Here is an 18,266-nt window from a genome sequence, read left to right as displayed (position 1 = left end):
AATATACTTAGATTCCGCTATATAGGAGGATAATCATGAAAAAACGTACCTTGCTTTGGCTAGTTTTAGCCCTTGTAGTATTTGGAGGAGGCGCATGGATGGCACAAGAAACAAATCTATTCGGAGGAGTATTTCTTAGTCCGCGAGCCAAGCAGTTGGCTTATCTGAAGGAGCATGAAGAGGAGATTAAGGAGTTTGTAAAATCTCAAAATCCAAAGATTGAATCTGTTCATATTGATTGGAGACAGACGCAATGGGATAAGGTAGGAAATGGTACACCTCAAGGAGGAGGAGATATTATTGATGTTTATGGAACGTTTAATAACATTGATAATTCTGGCTGGCATGTAATGATAATTGTAGACGATGGAAAAGTTGATTTAGCTTCGATGACATTAGTTAATGGCCTAGGCATTGGAGGGAAACCATTTGAGTAATAGCAATTTAAAAACCTTTGATAATTTTTATGCAGATTTGGCTCAGGCAACCTATAGAGGAAGGCCTATTCTATTTCCTTATGAAAAATTAAGAAAAGATGAAAGAAATGCCTTAGATTCTGGCGATTCTATTTACTTCGATTTTTCCAAGGATATTAAAACCTATAATATCGATAGAAAGATAATGGAAATCACTAAAGGAGGCAAAAAACTTCCTCATGATGGGAAAGTCTACCTGCAGCCGGATCCTGATTTACATACTGTGGAAGATACGATAAAACTCCAAGTTGGCGATCCTGGCGGAGGTGTTCACCAAGAAGAGCCTCCTATCAAGCTCTATCAAAAAGGGCTTTTAACGGATGAGAAAGCTGGTTTCAATGCCTACTACTTAACGGACACGCCAACCTTGACTAATGATACTACGAAAACTTATATGGCTATCCGCGGAAGTGATGCCATCAGTTATGAAAATTTGAACGACTGGGTCGACAACGATGCGAAGTTTGCCCTCAACCACATCCATATCCCGCAAGCCAAGTTAGCGACGGCAGGAATGAAAGCTAAAATCGCGGAGATGCGCGAAAAGGCTCCAAATGCTACGATGGATATCACGGGTCACTCCCTAGGGACCATAGTCTCTGCGCAAGGAGTAGCTGGCCTCAGCGATGAGGAACTGGAGAAAATCGGCAAAGTGGTTCTCTTTGACGGTCCAGATACGACAAAGAGCTTAAAGGAAATGGGCCTCAGCGATGAGAAAATCAAAAAGATTAGCGAAAAGATCGAATACTATGTCAATCCTTTTGATATCGTGGGGATGCTTAATCGAGAACACACCATTGCCAAATTACCTGGGGACTCCGATGAAACCCTTAAGAAACCCGTCGGTAAAGTCAATGTCCTCGTCCCCTTGCATTATACTCAGATTACTGATGCGGAAAGCTCTCATGACTTTGGTGTTTTCCAATCGGATGGAAAAGGAAATTTGTTGACCGCGTCTGAGGATTTTCACCCAGAATTGCTCAGGGCAGGTGAAAAGCTGTCTCGACTGATTGCGACATCTTTAGATTCTCTCAGGGCTTTAGGAGTTGATGAAAATGTAGCAACCAATGTTTTAAATTCCATTATGAGAGGTGAGTTTAAAATAAAGGCAGCTATTGGTTATGGCGTTTACGAGAATTTTACAACTGAATATAGTAAGATCGTCGAAGAAGCTCGTCAGGAATCTATAAAGTGGGATCGTGAAGCTATTCCTCGTTATCAGGAACAACTGAGAAGCGGCAATCTTTCAGGAAATCAAAGAATCTTGGTTCGAGCTCAGCTACTTCAGACAGCAGCCCAATTGGCAAATTTTGATATGGAAGATAAAGTTAATTCTGTGAAAACTTTACTTTCAGATGCTAAGGAAGAGATTCAAAGCTTGATAAAAGAAACAAGACAGACAGCGTTTGACATGGTTGGATACTTGTCAAGTTCAGAAGTTACGAATCTACTTTCTGGTTTTGATATGACAAGTTTTTGGGATGAAGGTCTTGCTAGTGACACGGAGACAGCAGCCAAATCCTTCCTGACACAAATCGAGCAACTAGGGGAAAGCCTGGTTAAAGCTAGTGGCTCCTTTGAAACTATAGATACGGAAAGCGCTAAAGATTTTAATAATCTATTGGCGGATGTAAAACAAACATGGAGGGGGAAAAATGTTAGTCCTAACGGATGAAGATACTTTAATTACAAGAGAGCAACTCGACAGAGCCTTCAAAGAAAGAATGAGGGAACAAGAACGCCAAGCAGTCAGGGCCTTGGTAACTGCAAAAGAGTTGTCAATCCTTGCTAAAGGAGCTGAGTTAGCTAAAAAGTTGCAGGAAGCAGCCACAGATATGCAAGAGTACGCTTCTAAGACCTATGTGAACAATATTAAGGGTGGATTTGAGGGAAAGGCTGCAGATGCTGCAGAAACTTACTTGACACAGACCTTGCAAACACCTACTTTACAGAGTCCGATCAAAAGCTAGGAGAAAACTGGTCATGGATAAAAAGGGACTTCAGAAACTAGAGGATGAGCATCATCGTAAATTACGAGACTTAGAACGTTTGGAGATGGATTTGGATGATGATTTCCACAAGTTTAGTAGGGAGACGGATCATCTCCTAGAGGCGCTTTCCTATGCATGTAGAGATAGTAGTTTTGCTGAAATTCAACCATATATCTTTGAGATAGAGAACAATTTAGATAGCTATCATCAACTTTATAAGAATCGTATAGAGAATGTACTGGAAGCTCGACACCAAGAGAATAAAAGCTTTTATCGAAAGTTAGAGGAAAAGGATTTTTAACGAATAGACCCTTAATCTAATACAAGAGAATTTTTTTGATAATTTATTAGTAAAAAATGGTGTAAGCACTTGTAATTTGTGACATTTATTGATATAATAAACTTATAAAATAACTTAAAGGAGTTTAATATGGCTTTAATTCAATTAACAACAGAGGAACTACGTACTTCTGCTCAAAAATATACTAATGGTGCTGAAGAAGTAAGAGAAGTGCTTCGCACATTGAGTAACGAACAAGAGATTATTAGAGAGAACTGGAAAGGTGCTGCTTTTCAGAGCTTTGATCAACAGTTTACAGAATTATCTCCAAAAATTGAAGAGTTTGCAGCTTTACTTGATGCAATCAATGCGCAATTATATAAAGTTGCTGAAATCGTTGAGCAAAACGACCAAGAACTTGCATCACAAATTCATTAATTTGTTATAAGTGGCTTTAGGAGGGCGAGAGCCTTCCTATTTTTTTTAATGGAGATGATTAAAAGGCAAATGAAGAAGGATAGAATATATAAATATGTAGGGAGTAGTTTGCTAGCCCTATTGTTGCTCTTGATGATGGTTCTTTTGAATCTTTCTGTTCAAAAGAATACGACAATTAACAATGAGAATAACGCGAAAGTAAATCAGCAGACCAAATTAAATGTGGCTATTGTAAATGAAGATAAGCCTGTCTATGTGGATACAAAAGAGTATAATTTGGGGGCTAGTTATGTAAAAAACATCGAGCGGGATAATTCACAAAACTGGTCCGTTGTTCCTCGTGGAGCAGCAGATACCGGATTAGAAAGTGGGAAATACCAACTCGTTTTAACAATTCCTAGTGACTTTTCTGAAAAAATACTTGATATTAACAGTATCAATGTTGATAAGACAACCATTAATTATAAGGTGAATGCGCAAGGAAATTTGCAAGTGGAAAATGATGCAAATAAACTAGCGAAAGACATTGTTGCTGATTTGAATGGTCAGTTGGTCGACATGTATATGGCGAGTATTTTGAGCAATCTTTATACGGCGCAAAAAAATGTGCAAGCTAGTTCACAGATACAAGCAACTAATATCGGAAACTACCGTACAAACTTATATGGAACAGCAATTAACTCTAAAAATATTTTCCCGACTCTTTACAGTATGTCTAGTTCTTCAGTTGATGCAAACGGTGTCTTAAAGACAGGTTTGGAAAGCTACTTACAATCCTTTAATCGCTTTGATGAGTCGCAGGTTAAATATAACAACACTTTCAGAGAATTGTCTAACAATAAGGAACAAGCAAAGCAGAATTATGCGGACGTCATAGAAAAGCTTATATCTAAGAGTAGGGATGAGGTAAAGGAACAGGTTGATTCTTATAAACAAGAATTAATGGAAACCCAAAAGATTCTAAATTCCAAGATAGAAGGTCAAGTAACCTCCTCTGATGTAATGCAGCCTGAAGTTGGATCTTCCTATAAAACAGTCGCAAAAGACATCAGCGAAGAGATTGTTAGTTTACAGACCAATCTAACAAATGAAAGAACGAAGTTTGAGAATCATAAAAAAGGTATTCGTGACTTCATTGATGAGAAACTAGCTTCTTACTATGGAACAAGTGAGAAGACAATCACTCTCGGTCGATTTTTGGATAAAGCTGCAAACAAGGACCTAGAGAAGGCTGAAGAATATCTCAAAGAGCAGCTGGTTTCTGCAATCTCAGAATTACCAAAAGAAGATTTTAGTGGAAAAGAATTTAGTGGTTTTGGTATAACACCAATCACAATTCCTTCTGTAAACTATACAGATTTAAAAACGATTAAAGAGCCTAGCGACGAGATTTCTTTGGCGGACTTGAAGAATCTGGAAAATAAGGCGATTACTAGTACAAGTGCTGTTGGACGAACAGGAACAAAGGCTAAGGTATCATGGAAGGCTGGAACAGGAGTGACGGTTCATTCGGTCACTTATGATGGCACACCAGTTGAGTTTGGCCAAGAAATTGATTTGAAGACTGGTGGGACTTTCAAAGTAGCATATAGTCTTGCAGAGGCAGCTCCAGCTCCAGCTCCAACTCCGACTCCAACTCCGACTACAGGTTCAACTGGGGGTTCAAGCCCAACTCCAAAAGCGGAGCCAGAGACTATTGATATTTCCTTGAATGATGTTCAAGCAGTCAGTGCTCCCATAGATGTCTCAGCCGTTCAGCAAGCAGCAGTGACTTACGGACAAAAGGTTCAGAAAATAGCCTCTGCCTATCAAAAGGTAGAATCACTAAAAAAAGCATACGATACCGTCAGAGGGTTAAAAAATAGTGATGTGTCTAAAGCATTGTCAGATATTTGGTTCGAAGCTATTAGTTCAAATCTTAAGAAATACGAAGAAAGCCTAACTAAACCTGCTAGCGATACAGATAAAGATGGTGCTAAGGATAAGGTAGATAAAGCCTTAGCTAAACTGACTGATTTGAAGCCTATCCTAGAAAAAAATGTTAAGGAAGTTTTAGAGACTAACAAGGATTTGAATGATAAAATTAATGAACAATTAGACCTATTCAAAAAGTTTGGCGAATTTGAGAAACAAGCGAAAGAGGGTACCGTTTTTCAAGATATAGATAGGGATTTAAAATCACTCGATGAAGATTATAAAAATCTCTTCACTAACTCTTCTGCTGTGAAGGAGTCTTCTCAAAGCAATGTCAAAGCTGCAGAGTCTGTAAAGGAGACTTTAGGTAATTTCAATCGTGAATTGTCAAATGCTCAAACAAATACTGAAAAGTTGTCTCAAGATGCTGACTCCTTGATGACGCAGTTTAACGAAGAATTGTCTAAGAATGGTAACTTTGTAGAGTCCTTTGTGAAAGTTCTGAATAACGCCTATGACAATGGGGTACCAAACGAAGTATTGCTTAACTTCTTATCAAACCCTGTTGCGCAAAATTCTACCTCGGTAAAAGCGACTGTCAACGTTTATCGTCCATTTACATGGATTCTCTTACTTGAAATTGTTAGTCTCTTTACAGGCTATTTATTTGCAACGCAAAATATTGTTCGTAAGGTCAAAGATAAATTTAAGCTTGACAAGTTGCATGATACAGATATTATGACAGTTGGCCTACTATCTATTTTAGCTATAATAGTTGGTCTAGTCGTTGGTATTGTATCGAGTGCTCAACTTCACGTTGGTCGTGAATATCAACCGTCATGGGTATTGCTAATTGTTTTAGCTGCTTTGGTACTGATTCAAGGGCAGTATTTATTACTTAAACATTTCCGAGTAATTGGAATGGGTCTTGCCTTCTTTATGATGATTAGCTTTGTCTATCTATCAAATGCAATTGGGACGACGGCCAGTCTAACAGGTTTCCCAGCCTTCATCAAAAATCTTAATGCTTTATCAATATTAGAAGCTTTCCTTTCAGGATATTTTGATGGACAACCGGCAAATATTTTAGCATTTATTGCAATGATGATTGTCGTAGCTGGATTACTTGTTATGAATATTTTTATCAAAGAAAGAAGCTTTTGGCCTCAAGTATTTCAAACTGAGAAAGAATAGGAAATGAAAAAAATAATTCTTTTACTTCTTACCTTAGTAGCATGTGCAGCAGTCTCAATGGCTGCTGCAGATGATTTGAAGGATAATCGTTTACAGATTGATGATTCTCGACTTGAGAAAAAAGAGGGACTTAACTTTGGTCTACAATCTGAAGAAACAAAGGAGCTTTTTAACGAAGCGACCCAAAAGAAGTTGCAAGACATGCAGCAGCATCAAGAGGAACAGTTGATCACAGAAAGGGGCCAACTGTTTTCTGCTATACAGGGACCAGTTAAAAAAAATCCTGCAGAGCAGTTGTTTCAGCCAAATTCAAAAATAACATCTAAATTTCAAACAAATATTGGTCAGTTAGAAAAAGATGGTTTGAGTGATTTTCTTCCGGAGTTAGCCTATATATCATTGTTTTTATTACTTTTCGTAGCTACAGCTGTGATGAGTTATCGCCTTATGGCCGAAGGGATAGAATAATGTTTTAGCAAGTCCGTCTTAACAACTTAGTAAGAACAAAATCATATACAGGAGGTATATAAACAGTGGAGCAACATATCAATATTACTCTACGCTTGAGAGAAAAAGATGTGGATATTCGCATTCCTAGTCGGATTGAAGTTCGACGGTTAATCCGAGAAGTGGATACGATTTTTACTCCAGGTAAACAGAGAAAAAAATATCAAATTAGAATTGTCAACAAAGGATTATTGATTGATGAAGGAAAACAACTATCTGATTATCCAATTACGACAGGAGATTTAGTAGAGATAGAGGAGATTTAGGTGACTGAGGAAAAATTTATATTTGGCGAACAGCCGTTTGTATATGAAAAAAATGAAACAACTTGGAAATTGAGCCTTAAGCGTTCAGATGTAGCGAGTCAAGATTTACGGGAACTGTTACTGTTGGATTTGCATCATCCGTTCTTTTTGGAGCAATCGATGGTCTCTGATGAGGACAGTGTAACCTTCTTCTATCAAGTCGAAGCTCATGGTTTGACTTATGAAGAAATAAAGAGTCGTACCATTTCGGAGAGAATTCGTTTGGCCCTAAACGTTTTTCGTCTAGAAGGAGCCTTGGAGTTGCCAGTGACCTTCCTTTTGCATCCAGTAAATCTCTTTATTACCAAAGATGCTCAGGCTAAGATTGCTTATCGTGGAATTCCTGGTCTGATGGTTCCTCAATCAATATCCTCAGAAGATTTTCTACGTCAGGCTAAGTGTTTTACCGTAACACTATTTAGTGATTTTGACTTTATGGACCTTTACAATGGTTCCTTGGAATTAGAGACCTTGCCAGACTTTTTAAATGACCTGTGTCAGGCAGATGATATTGCAACAGCAGTTACTATTTTGGAACGGTATTATGTAGAGAAATCTGCGAAAGAACAGGCGGATTTGGTATTGGTTCCAAGCAGACGACACCGAGTGTTTAAATTGGCAACGATTTGGTTGACAGCGAGTGTTGTTTTGTTGATCGTTCCGCTTATCTACTTGATTTTCATGCAAAATCCTTTCAAAGAAAAGATGTTGCAGGCGGATACAGCTTTTATTAAAGTAGATTATAGCGCGGTTATTACAGAATTAGAGGGAATTGCTCCTGCTAGCTTGCCTAATACGCAGAAGTATGAGTTAGCCTTCTCTTATATTCAGGGATTGGAATTTTCTTCTGAACAAAAGAAGGTCATCCTGAATAATGTAACCCTCAAGTCTGATGAGCTTTATTTGACTTATTGGATTCAAGTTGGGCGAAATAGCTTTGAAGAGGCACTTGATATTGCCAAACGGATTAACGACAGTGATTTGATTCTCTATGCTTTGACTCAGGAAATCAAGCAGGTTCGGGAAGATGGTAAGTTGTCAGGGAAAGATCGTGAAAGTAAACTGAATACTTTGGAGAGTGAATATAAGAAATACTGGGATAGCCGAAGTCAGCTATTAACAAGTGATTCTAGCTCTAATGCATCTACTAGTTCTAGTCCTAGTTCACAAGACAAGCCTTCTGAAAGCAAACCTTCATCTGAGAAGAAAACTAGCCCTAGCAGCTCCTCTAGCAATTAAAGTAGACCAAGGAGAGAAACTATGAAAAAACAAATCATTTTCTACAGCCAAGGTCTGCGTTATGAAGTAGAACTGAGCGCAGATAAGCCGGTCTTGGTTGGGGCTACTGAAAAGGCCCAAGTCTACCTTTCTCAACAGGAGAGTCAGATTCAGCTCAAGCTTGACGGTGACAAGATCTTTTATCAGTATGAGAACGAAGCAGGATTATTGAAAGATGGTCTACGTTTGGGTGAGGTTGTCTTTTATCTCCGAGAAGGGGGTCCAAGGGTTTATGATCTTTTGGATTTATCAGAGTTTCAGATTGGTTCTCATAAAGGTGCGTTGATCACACTAGATGAAGATGTCGAACTCTTACTCCAAAAATCTCAGAATCAATGGATGCTAACTCGATTAAAAGGCGCATTTTATCGAAACAATCATCTGGAACAAATGGACCAGCAATTGATTGGTTTTGGAGATGAGTTGAGTTTAGGAGCGGTGACAATAAAGCTCTTTCCAGACGAAGTATGGGTTTTGGGACCAGCTCAAGTTGGGAGACAACTAACGCTGAGAGAACCCTCTCGATATGGTTTTTATGAAGATTATCCAGATTATCACCGCTCTCCACGAATCATTTATCGTGGAAGTGAAGATAAAATCTTGATTAACCCTCCAGGTCAAGAACCAGCTAAGCCGAGTGATGAACTGTTAAAGCTAATCGTTCCTCCTCTTACGATGGTCGGGGTAACCGTCTTGATCACCTTGGTTCAACCTCGAGGGATCTATATTCTTGCGACAGTAGGGATGTCCATAACCACAATGATTTTTTCTATCCGTGGTTTTATCAAAAATCGTAAAAAGTACAAGGCTGATAAGAAGGAACGGATCGATCTTTATCGTCTTTACCTGAAAGATAAGGTAAAGGAATTGACTCGTCTGGAGCGGGAACAAAAAGAAGGGATGCACTATCATTTTCCAACTATTTTAGAGTTGACGGACTTGGTTGAGAGTTACAATCACCGGATTTACGAAAAAACTCCCTTACATTTTGACTTCTTATACTATCGTTTGGGACTCGGGAAAATACCGACTAGCTATGACTTGAAATATGGTCAACAGGAGCGAAGTGGTAAGAAGGATGCTCTGGAAGAAGAGGGTTACGCTCTCTATAGTCGTCACAAAAAAATTCCAGATATGCCGATTCCGGCAAACCTTAGCCATGGACCGGTTGGTTATATTGGACCTAGAAATCTCGTCCTAGAACAACTGCAGCTTTTGGTGATGCAGTTAGCGACTTTTCATTCTTATCATGATGTGCAGTTTATTACGATCTTGCCAGAAGAGGAAAAAGAACAATGGTCTTGGATGCGTTGGCTCCCTCATGCCAAACTGCAAGAACTCAATGTTCGCGGTTTTGTCTACAATCAACGGACACGAGACCAGGTTCTCAATAGTTTGAACCAAATCTTGAAATTACGTCGTAGTCAAAAGGAAGAAGCATCCCACAAGGAGAGCACCCTCTTCCATCCTCATTACGTGGTTCTAGTAACCGATGAGAAGCTGATTTTGGACCATATTATCATGGAATTCTTTACCGAAGATCCAACGGAATTAGGCTGTTCTCTCATCTTTGTAGAGGATGTTATGAGTTCCTTGTCTGAGAATATCCAGACAGTGATCAATATCAAGGACCGAAATACGGGCCAACTGGTCATGGAAGAAGGGGTCTTGAAAGAGACGGACTTCCGCTTGGATCATTTCCCAGCAGATTATGATAAGGAGCGGATTGCCCGTACCTTGGCACCACTCAATCACCTCCAAAACCTTAAGAGTTCGATTCCAGATTCCGTGACCTTTATGGAAATGTATGGTGCGGAGACCTTTGAGGACTTGCAGGTATCGAGCCGTTGGAAAAAGAACGCACCCTACAAGAGTTTGGCTGTGCCGATTGGTCTGCGTGGTCAGGATGACCTGGTTCAGCTCAATCTACATGAAAAAGCTCATGGACCTCATGGTTTGATCGCAGGGACGACTGGATCAGGGAAGTCAGAAACGATCCAATCCTACATCCTATCCCTCGCTGTCAACTTCCACCCACATGATGTGGCTTTCTTGCTGATTGACTACAAGGGTGGTGGGATGGCCAATCTCTTTAAAAACCTCCCCCACCTCTTGGGAACCATTACCAACTTGGATGGTGTCCAATCCATGCGGGCTTTGGCTTCGATCAATGCGGAGATCCATCGTCGTGAACGACTCTTTGGAGAGTTCGAAGTCAACCATATCAACCAATACCAGAAGAAATTTAAAAACGGAGAAGCGACAGAACCTCTCCCTCATCTCTTCATCATCTCAGATGAGTTCGCAGAGCTCAAGGTTAACCAGCCCGACTTTATCAAGAAGTTGGTATCTATTGCGCGTGTCGGGCGTTCCCTCGGGGTTCACTTGATCCTAGCTACTCAAAAGCCGTCAGGTGTGGTGGATGACCAGATCTGGTCCAACTCTCGCTTTAAGATTGCCCTTAAGGTAGCAGATCGTTCGGACTCCAATGAAATGCTTCATACACCGGATGCGGCCGAGATCACTCAGACGGGACGCGCCTATCTGCAAGTCGGAAATAATGAAGTCTATGAACTCTTCCAGTCAGCCTGGTCAGGCGCAGATTACCAGCCAGAAAAGGATGATATGGGAATTGAAGACCATACCATCTACCTGATCAATGAATTGGGGCAATATGAAATCCTAAACGAGGACTTATCGGGCTTAGAGGATGCGGACGAAATCAAGGAAGTTCCGACAGAGCTAGATGCTATTGTGCACAATATCCATCTCCTATGTGAAGAACAAGAGATCCCTCCAGTACCACAGCCATGGTTGCCACCACTTAAGGAGCGCATTGCGCTAGAGGAGCTGGAAGAAGTGCAACCAGCAATAGCCTGGGCACAAGAGAAATCACTCTCAATTCTACTTGGAATGGCAGATATCCCACAGGATCAGAAGCAGGAAGCCGTCTCTATCAATCTCTCCAAGGACGGACATGTCCTTCTCTATGGAAGTCCGGGTACTGGGAAGACAACCTTCCTTCAGTCAGCAGGTATGGACTTGGCTCGTAAGTTCAGTCCTAAGGACCTTACCATGTACTTGATGGACTTTGGGACCAATGGTTTGGCTCCATTGTCCAAGCTTCCTCAGGTAGCGGATATCATGCCTCTGGACCAAACGGAGAAGATCTCTAAGTTTGTACGAATCATGGAGAAAGAACTCAACCGCCGTAAGAAACTGCTTGCGGACTATGGAGTCGGGACCTTGGAACTCTATCGTCAGGCTAGTGGTCAGGAAGAACCGGCTATTGTCATCCTCTTAGATAGTTATGAAGCTTTCAAGGAAGAAGCCTATGAGGCAGAACTCTTCAAGCTCTTGGTGCGCATCTCTCGTGAAGGTCTCAGCATTGGGGTACATCTCTTGATGACAGCGGGTCGCCAGTCCAACCTTCGTGCTCAACTCTACTCCAACTTCAAGCACCAGTTGAGCCTACCACAAAATGAAGCTAGTGAAGTGCGGACGATTGTGGGCTCTACGCCCCTTGCCATGACCATGGAAGACATCAAGGGACGGGCTCTCATGAAGCGTGAAGATGTGGATGTCATCCAGCTGGCACTCCCAGTCTCTGGAGACAACGAAAACCAAGTCCTCAATAACCTTCGTCAGGAAGTGGCTTCCCTCCAAGAAGCCTGGACAGGACAGCGCCCAAGTGCTATCCCGATGGTACCGGAGGAGTTGATGGTGGAAGAATTTTTGGAATTGCCTAGTGTACAAGAAGCTATTGAGAATGGTCAGATTCCTATCGGTTTGGAGCTAGAAATGGTTGGAAGTGTCAATATCTCTCTTAGCAAATTTAAACACATGGCTTATGTATCAAATGCAGAAGATGCTTTTGATAATATAACTCATCATTTATTAAGAACTATTCTTAAAATGCCTAACGTTCATATGATGTTGATTGATGCTTTCCAAGAATATGAGTCATATAGTAATCAGGTGAAAACCTATGTTGGAAGTAAAAAGGAAGTATCGGACATAGGAAATCAGCTAATCTACGAAATAGAGCGCCGTCTTGAAAAAGGAATCTCATCTGAGTGGATTGTTTTTATACCAAATATGAGAGCACTTGTATCCGAAAGCGATTTAAATGTTCAACAGCTTCAATTTATGTTTGAGAAGGGGTATCGAGTAGGGATGAGGTTTATTATTGGTACAGATTATACTTATATTGGAACAAGCGTTGACCCAATTCCAAGATACCTCAAAACAAATGTCCAATGGGTCATCTTTGGTATGCGCCTAATGGATCAAACCTTCTTAGATAAAGGAATATATAGCAGAGATGTGGCTCCGGATCCCGATCAGGTTTATTTACATTCTCGGAAAGAAATCATCAAACTCAAAATTAGTAAGAATAAGTAACAATATTATTTGATACTTAAGATTCAACCCTGTCTCTTGACGATTTGATAGTAGAAAGGATAATTGAAAAGGTTATTGAATATGGGACAAGTAAAAAGTGAAAAAGGCACGGCAAGTACTATTGCAACTGGAATTGTATCAGCAAGCAATAGCATTACAACTGCCGGTACAGTTACTAGAGATAAGACAAGCTATTATACCGCTAATACGGTAGGAAGAAAATTGATCATCAATGAGGCATCTATTGCTCAAAATATTCAATCGAAAATAAGTGAATTCGTAAAATTAATTCATGGTGTCGCAAATGAATTCGAAGTAGTAGATGAGAATATAAGTACAATGTGGCAGAATAATTTATCGTCGAGTCAAAATAAGGGGACAACTGGTCTATCTTCTCCATACACAAATCCGTCATTTGTTCCTCAAAATAATTTGTTTAAGGAGTGAGGATGGAAAAAACTAGAAAATTAGAAGATATTCAATGTGGTGTTCAACAGATTCAAACGAAATTATCAAAGCTAAAAGAAGAAAGAAATCAGTTTCTTTCCGTTGCGACGGAGATCTTAGATCTTTGTCAAACGAACTTCATTCCATATAGAGAATTAGGCTATTATCCGTTATCCGTTAAAGATGAGATGGATCGTCTTGAAGATATAGAGATGTTAAAAAGGAATGAACAGCTACTTGATGATTTTATCTCTGAGAGGAAAGAAGAATTAAAAAAAGCAATGAGCAAGCTAGAGGGCGAAAAAGAGGAACTTCTTTTTCAACAACGCCGTCTTGAATTACAAAATGAGGAGAAGGAGGAGAAGAATGGGGATTAAAGTAGATATAGGCTCAGCAGATTCGCAGGGCAGTACAGCAAATAGTGTATTAAGCAGCCGTGTGAATTATTATAACGATGTCATTAGTGCTTTTAATAATTTGATTACAGAGGAGGAGTTGAAAGGGGCAGCCTATGATAGCGCTAAGTCCTATGCGGAAAATATAATGGTTCCCCTACTTAGAGGAGTTATCCTCTTTTCAGAGAGTCTAGGAGGAAAAGCCGGTGAACTACCGACTCTTTACTATTCACAAGTCGGTGGAGAAAGTCTAGATGAGGAGATACTTCAACAGCAAATTGAAGCGAAGAATACAACCATTTCGACTTATGAATCTATTTTATATAGTTTATATAATCTAAAGGACGTCAATCCTATATATATAAGTAATGTTCGAGGAGTTATCTCAAATGCGACGAGTAAGCGAGATGAGTTACAAAGGAAATTAGAAAACTTACAGTCGTTTGCGAGCTCGACTAGTGGTCAGTTTTCGGATTCAGAAAGCTTACAGACCTTAGTTTTTCAAGGTTTCGAACAAGTCACAGGTGACTTTGGAAAGTTTGAGGGGACATTTAAAGTAGAGGGACAAGCTCCTTGGGCTAGTAATATTAATAGTGAGTGGACGAAACGTTCTGAGGTGATCCAAAATTACCAAAATGTTTTAGATAAAATTAAAAACAAAACCGAATTAGATGAGAAGGATATCGCAGCGATTGCAGAGTATGGAAAACGTTATCCAACAGAATTGGCAAAGCCAGAACTATTAAGATTAATTAACGACTCTCCATATAGCAAAGTTAGCGATTTATATAGTAAAACTACAACCGTTTTAGATGCTGCTAATGTTTTGTATTTGGGTTCTAGAATTACAAAAGACAATAAAGGAAATTTAATATTTCATCATGGTACAACACCTATTGGGCAAAAGCTAGATAAATTGTTAGGCTATGATAAATTTTACAGTCGCAATAGTATAAACCGACGTCACAATTACAGTAAGATTACTACAAATAAGGGAACAAATATTCGAGGTCAGTACGAGGATATGATGCAACCTTTCCGTCCTAATATCATTAAGGCTGGGAAAGATAGTGCACTTTCCTCAGCAACAGCTGGTTTGTCAAACATATTTTCAATACATCCTACTGAAGGGATTAAGATATCAGATAGCTTTAAGAATATGGGCAAATTGGGTAAAGGTATGGCGATTGCAAATGTGGTATTTTCTGCTGTAGATATTGTAGACGGAATGGGAGAAACACATGATATTGCTGTTAGCAAAAATATGACAGTTGGAAGTGAAAAGTATATAGCTACTCAATTTGGAGGTGTTACGATTGATACTCTCAAGAATGTGGGAATAGGGACGTTGGCTGTTGTTGGTGGGGCTGCTGCAGCCACAATTTTTCTTCCTGTTACGGCATCGGTTATGGCGATAGGTGGTATAACAATGCTAGTAGGAGGAGGTATTAGTTTGGGCTTAAATGCGCTAGATAAACACACTGGATTTTCAAAAGGGTTGAAAAAATGGTGGGCAGGAATTGTAGGAGGATAAGATGAAAAAAAAGTATGTTGAATTTTTGAATTTAGCGGTTGTGGATTCTAGTCCTATAAAGAACTCTGAATTTTTAAAGTCAGTAGCGATGGAGGTAATTTTTGCCTTACTGATATTTATAGTGTCTATTTTTAGAGAAGGTGAGATGCATGATGTGAGTATGATTATCCTTTACATCACTTTCTATCATATATTGGTTTCGTTGTTCATGTTTTTGGTATTCCAAAAATTTTCCAAATCAAAATTATTGCAATTGATTCCAGTTAGTTCTATTCTAATTTCTCATGTTGAGTTTCTCTTCTGGGGTTCTCTATTTTGGGGTAAGAACTACTGGTCTGTATTCACGATTTTAATTAGCCTAAGCCTTATTTTTCAGTTACTAACCTTTGTTTACCAGTTGTTAATTGTCCCTAAAGCTAAGAAATTACCACATGGTGAGTATAGGAAGAATCTTTTATTTCTTCCTTCTGTTGTTTGCATATTTATTTCAGCGATTGTAGTAGTTATAGCACATTTAATTACGTTGCCAGGAATATATATAATTACTTCCCTCGTCGCAGGGAGTATAGCATGCCTCCCCTTCTATTGGCTTGAGTACGCACGAGTATTTACTGGCTGGAAAAAGAAAAGCACTAAAAACTTTATTTATAGAGGAGAAATAAAATAAAATTAATGAGAATGGCTAGTAATAGCATAGATCATGCTAGGAGGATAAGATGAAAGAAAGATATTATGAATTTTTGAATATACTGATGACAGGTCATAAACCAGTGAGAAATTTAAATTTCTATCTTGCATTTTTATTCGAAATTCTATTTACTTCAGTAGTACTGATTGTTTCTATATTTACTAAGAATCAAATGCATAATCTTAGTATATTTTTGATTCATGTTACTATTGTCCATATGGTAATAGTACTGCTTGCATTTTTATTGTTTCAAAAATTTTCCGCTTCAAAATTATTACAATCAGTTCCGACGACTTCGTTTCTTTTTCTTCATTTCGAGTTTCTTTTTTTGAGCTCTATATTCTTTGGGGAACAGTATTTATCGATATTCTTTCTTTGCATTGGATTGAGCTTTGCTTTTCAAGTGATAAACTTTTTTTATCAAATATCAATTGTTCCAAAAGTAAAACAAATGCCAGATACTGAGCATAAGAAGAATTTGTTACACTTACCAGCCCTTATTGTAATATTAACGTCAGCAGCAATTGTAGTCATAACACGATTGTTTATGTTATCTGGAATCTATGTTATCATCGGATTAGTAGGAATGAGTATTTCATTGAACTCGTTCTTTATTCTCGGCTATACTCAAGTATTCACCGGTTGGGAAAAGAAAAGCACGAATAACATTATTTTTAGAGGAGAAATAAAATAAAATTAATTAGAATGGCTAGTAATAGCACAGCTCATGATAGGAGGATAGGAGGATAGGATGAAAGGATGAGAGAAAAGTACTATGAATTTTTAAATATGGCAGTTGTGGATACTAGATCTATAAAAAACTCTGACTTTCTACGCTCTGTTGCAATTGAAGTAATATTTTCTTTACTGATATTTATAGGTTCTTTTTTTATCAAAGAGGAGTCGCATGATATGAGTATCATTATTTTTCACATTACTATTTATCATATATTGGTTTTGTTGGTCATGTTTTTGATATTCCAAAAATTTTCCAAATCAAAATTATTGCAATTGATTCCAGCTAGTTCCGTGCTCATTTCTCATGTTGAATTACTTTTTGGGAGTTCTTTATTTTTAGGGAAGAACTACTGGTCTATCTTTATTATGCTAATGGGTTTGAGCTTTATTTTTCAGATACTAACCCTTGTTTACCAGTTGTTAATTGTTCCTAAGGCTAAGACCTTACCATCTGGAGAATTCAGGAAGACAATCTTACACATTCCTCCACTTATTGTTGCTTCATTAGCAGCAATTTTAGCGATTATAGGACGTTTATTTATGTTACCAGTGATATATGCTATTCCTTGTGTTGTAGGATTAAGCATTGCCTGCCTCCCCTTCTATTGGCTTGAGTATGCACGAGTATTCACCGGTTGGAAAAAGAAAAGCACTAAAAACTTTATTTATAGAGGAGAAATAAAATGAAATTAATTAGAATAGATATCAGCAATATTGCTTATACAGAGAAAAAAGTTCCTATGGAATCTTTTCTAGATTTGATTGAAAGTTGTGAAAAATTATTATTTGAAACAGGGGTCTATAAAAATGGTCCGACAACGATTGAAACATGTTTGAGCACTTTTGGAAAGCCAGGAGAAGCCTCGTTTAAGGTCTATATTCCGACAAACATTCCAATTGAAGGAAATGATGAATTTCAATATCTAGAACATTTTACAATTAAGCAGTGTGTCTCTGATGTAACTCCATTTGATGAACATTTCCTTCCAAAAATTGAAGAAATGAAGCAGTATATTCATGATGAGGGATTAGAAATGCTGGGAGATACAGTTTTTCTGTCTATTTTCCCAATATTTGGACAGCACTTTGTTGAAATGAATATCCCAATTAAGGAGATCTCAGATGCTATTTAAAAACGTGGGAGAATACCAAGATATACAATATAGAAATGTTATCTCAAGGTATTATACAGTATCGCAAGAAGAGATGCCGGACACTTATAACTCTTTTTTAGAAGAAGTAAGAGAAGCAGGATATACGCTTCGAGGACCTTTCTTTTATACGATTAATTCCAAGTTAGAAGAAAATCAAGATGTGTTGATGGAACTGTTTATCCCAGTAGAAGAAGAGTATATTGAAGATGCTTTGCCAGAAGACTTTTTGTATCACAGTCTGTTTCAAGTTTTAAATACTGTTTCAACTAGAATTTTAGAACCAGATGATGAGTCAGTGAAAGAGGGGATAAGCTTCTTAGCGGGTTATATCTATTATCAGGGACATTGTGAGTTGACCCCTCCCTTCTTTTTCACCACAATCTCTGATGGGAAAGTCTATACAGATATAAAAGTAGGTGTGTTAAAAGAGACTTTTTCAGGTATTCAGTCTATTGAAGAAATATTTGGATGGTAAATGTGGAATTAAAATTTAGTCACTGCATGTATTGAGTGGGTTGGGAAA

Annotated in this window: 18 protein-coding genes; all 18 read left to right on the top strand. The window is 38.6% G+C overall.

Going from position 1 to position 18,266, the window contains the following annotated elements:
- Positions 1–35: 35 nt before the first annotated feature.
- The 18 genes from SK578_RS02775 to SK578_RS02690 all read left to right on the top strand — a co-directional run bounded on the left by SK578_RS02775 (position 36) and on the right by SK578_RS02690 (position 18,218).
- Positions 36–437, top strand: coding sequence for a hypothetical protein (locus SK578_RS02775; RefSeq protein WP_042750383.1), 402 nt, complete (start codon positions 36–38; stop codon positions 435–437).
- A complete protein-coding gene (locus tag SK578_RS02770) occupies positions 430–2,151 on the top strand; it encodes a cutinase family protein (protein ID WP_042750381.1) in 1,722 nt (573 codons plus the stop codon). The genes SK578_RS02775 and SK578_RS02770 overlap by 8 nt, the downstream gene beginning before the upstream one ends.
- Positions 2,132–2,446 (top strand): hypothetical protein, encoded by a 315-nt coding sequence (locus SK578_RS02765; protein ID WP_042750379.1) that lies wholly within the window; start codon positions 2,132–2,134, stop codon positions 2,444–2,446. Before SK578_RS02770 ends, SK578_RS02765 begins: the two co-directional genes overlap by 20 nt.
- Before the next feature lie 13 nt (positions 2,447–2,459).
- A complete protein-coding gene (locus SK578_RS02760) occupies positions 2,460–2,768 on the top strand; it encodes a hypothetical protein (protein WP_042750377.1) in 309 nt (102 codons plus the stop codon).
- Positions 2,769–2,897: 129 nt separating this feature from the next.
- On the top strand, positions 2,898–3,185 hold the full coding sequence (locus SK578_RS02755; protein WP_020902061.1) for a WXG100 family type VII secretion target: 288 nt from the start codon (positions 2,898–2,900) through the stop codon (positions 3,183–3,185).
- 69 nt (positions 3,186–3,254) lie between these two features.
- On the top strand, positions 3,255–6,293 hold the full coding sequence (gene esaA, locus SK578_RS02750; RefSeq protein WP_042750502.1) for a type VII secretion protein EsaA: 3,039 nt from the start codon (positions 3,255–3,257) through the stop codon (positions 6,291–6,293).
- Positions 6,294–6,296: 3 nt separating this feature from the next.
- Entirely contained in the window at positions 6,297–6,761 is a 465-nt protein-coding gene (gene essA, locus SK578_RS02745) for a type VII secretion protein EssA (RefSeq protein ID WP_020902059.1), read from the top strand.
- Positions 6,762–6,826: 65 nt separating this feature from the next.
- Positions 6,827–7,066 carry an EsaB/YukD family protein gene (locus SK578_RS02740; protein WP_042750373.1) on the top strand — a complete coding sequence of 80 codons (240 nt, stop codon included), beginning with the start codon at positions 6,827–6,829 and terminating at the stop codon, positions 7,064–7,066.
- Complete coding sequence (gene essB / locus SK578_RS02735; RefSeq protein WP_042750371.1) at positions 7,067–8,344, top strand: type VII secretion protein EssB; 1,278 nt, start codon at positions 7,067–7,069, stop codon at positions 8,342–8,344.
- Positions 8,345–8,365: 21 nt separating this feature from the next.
- Positions 8,366–12,787, top strand: coding sequence for a type VII secretion protein EssC (gene essC, locus SK578_RS02730; protein WP_042750369.1), 4,422 nt, complete (start codon positions 8,366–8,368; stop codon positions 12,785–12,787).
- Positions 12,788–12,868: 81 nt separating this feature from the next.
- On the top strand, positions 12,869–13,234 hold the full coding sequence (locus SK578_RS02725; protein WP_042750367.1) for a TIGR04197 family type VII secretion effector: 366 nt from the start codon (positions 12,869–12,871) through the stop codon (positions 13,232–13,234).
- Positions 13,235–13,236: 2 nt separating this feature from the next.
- Positions 13,237–13,611, top strand: a complete 375-nt coding sequence (locus SK578_RS02720) for a hypothetical protein (protein WP_042750365.1) — start codon at positions 13,237–13,239, stop codon at positions 13,609–13,611.
- Complete coding sequence (locus SK578_RS02715) at positions 13,601–15,163, top strand: T7SS effector LXG polymorphic toxin (protein WP_042750363.1); 1,563 nt, start codon at positions 13,601–13,603, stop codon at positions 15,161–15,163. Before SK578_RS02720 ends, SK578_RS02715 begins: the two co-directional genes overlap by 11 nt.
- Position 15,164: 1 nt before the next feature.
- Positions 15,165–15,830, top strand: a complete 666-nt coding sequence (locus tag SK578_RS02710; protein ID WP_042750361.1) for a hypothetical protein — start codon at positions 15,165–15,167, stop codon at positions 15,828–15,830.
- A 49-nt stretch (positions 15,831–15,879) separates the two neighbouring features.
- A complete protein-coding gene (locus tag SK578_RS02705) occupies positions 15,880–16,545 on the top strand; it encodes a hypothetical protein (protein WP_042750360.1) in 666 nt (221 codons plus the stop codon).
- A 65-nt stretch (positions 16,546–16,610) separates the two neighbouring features.
- Entirely contained in the window at positions 16,611–17,276 is a 666-nt protein-coding gene (locus SK578_RS02700; protein ID WP_042750358.1) for a hypothetical protein, read from the top strand.
- Positions 17,273–17,722 carry a hypothetical protein gene (locus SK578_RS02695; protein ID WP_042750356.1) on the top strand — a complete coding sequence of 150 codons (450 nt, stop codon included), beginning with the start codon at positions 17,273–17,275 and terminating at the stop codon, positions 17,720–17,722. The genes SK578_RS02700 and SK578_RS02695 overlap by 4 nt, the downstream gene beginning before the upstream one ends.
- On the top strand, positions 17,712–18,218 hold the full coding sequence (locus tag SK578_RS02690) for a DUF5085 family protein (protein ID WP_042750354.1): 507 nt from the start codon (positions 17,712–17,714) through the stop codon (positions 18,216–18,218). The genes SK578_RS02695 and SK578_RS02690 overlap by 11 nt, the downstream gene beginning before the upstream one ends.
- Positions 18,219–18,266 lie beyond the last annotated feature (48 nt).

It is taken from the genome of Streptococcus mitis, from assembly GCF_000722755.1.
Lineage (GTDB): Bacteria > Bacillota > Bacilli > Lactobacillales > Streptococcaceae > Streptococcus > Streptococcus mitis_CM.
Note: the sequence above shows the minus strand (reverse complement) of the source record. Positions and strands in the feature narration are given on the sequence as shown.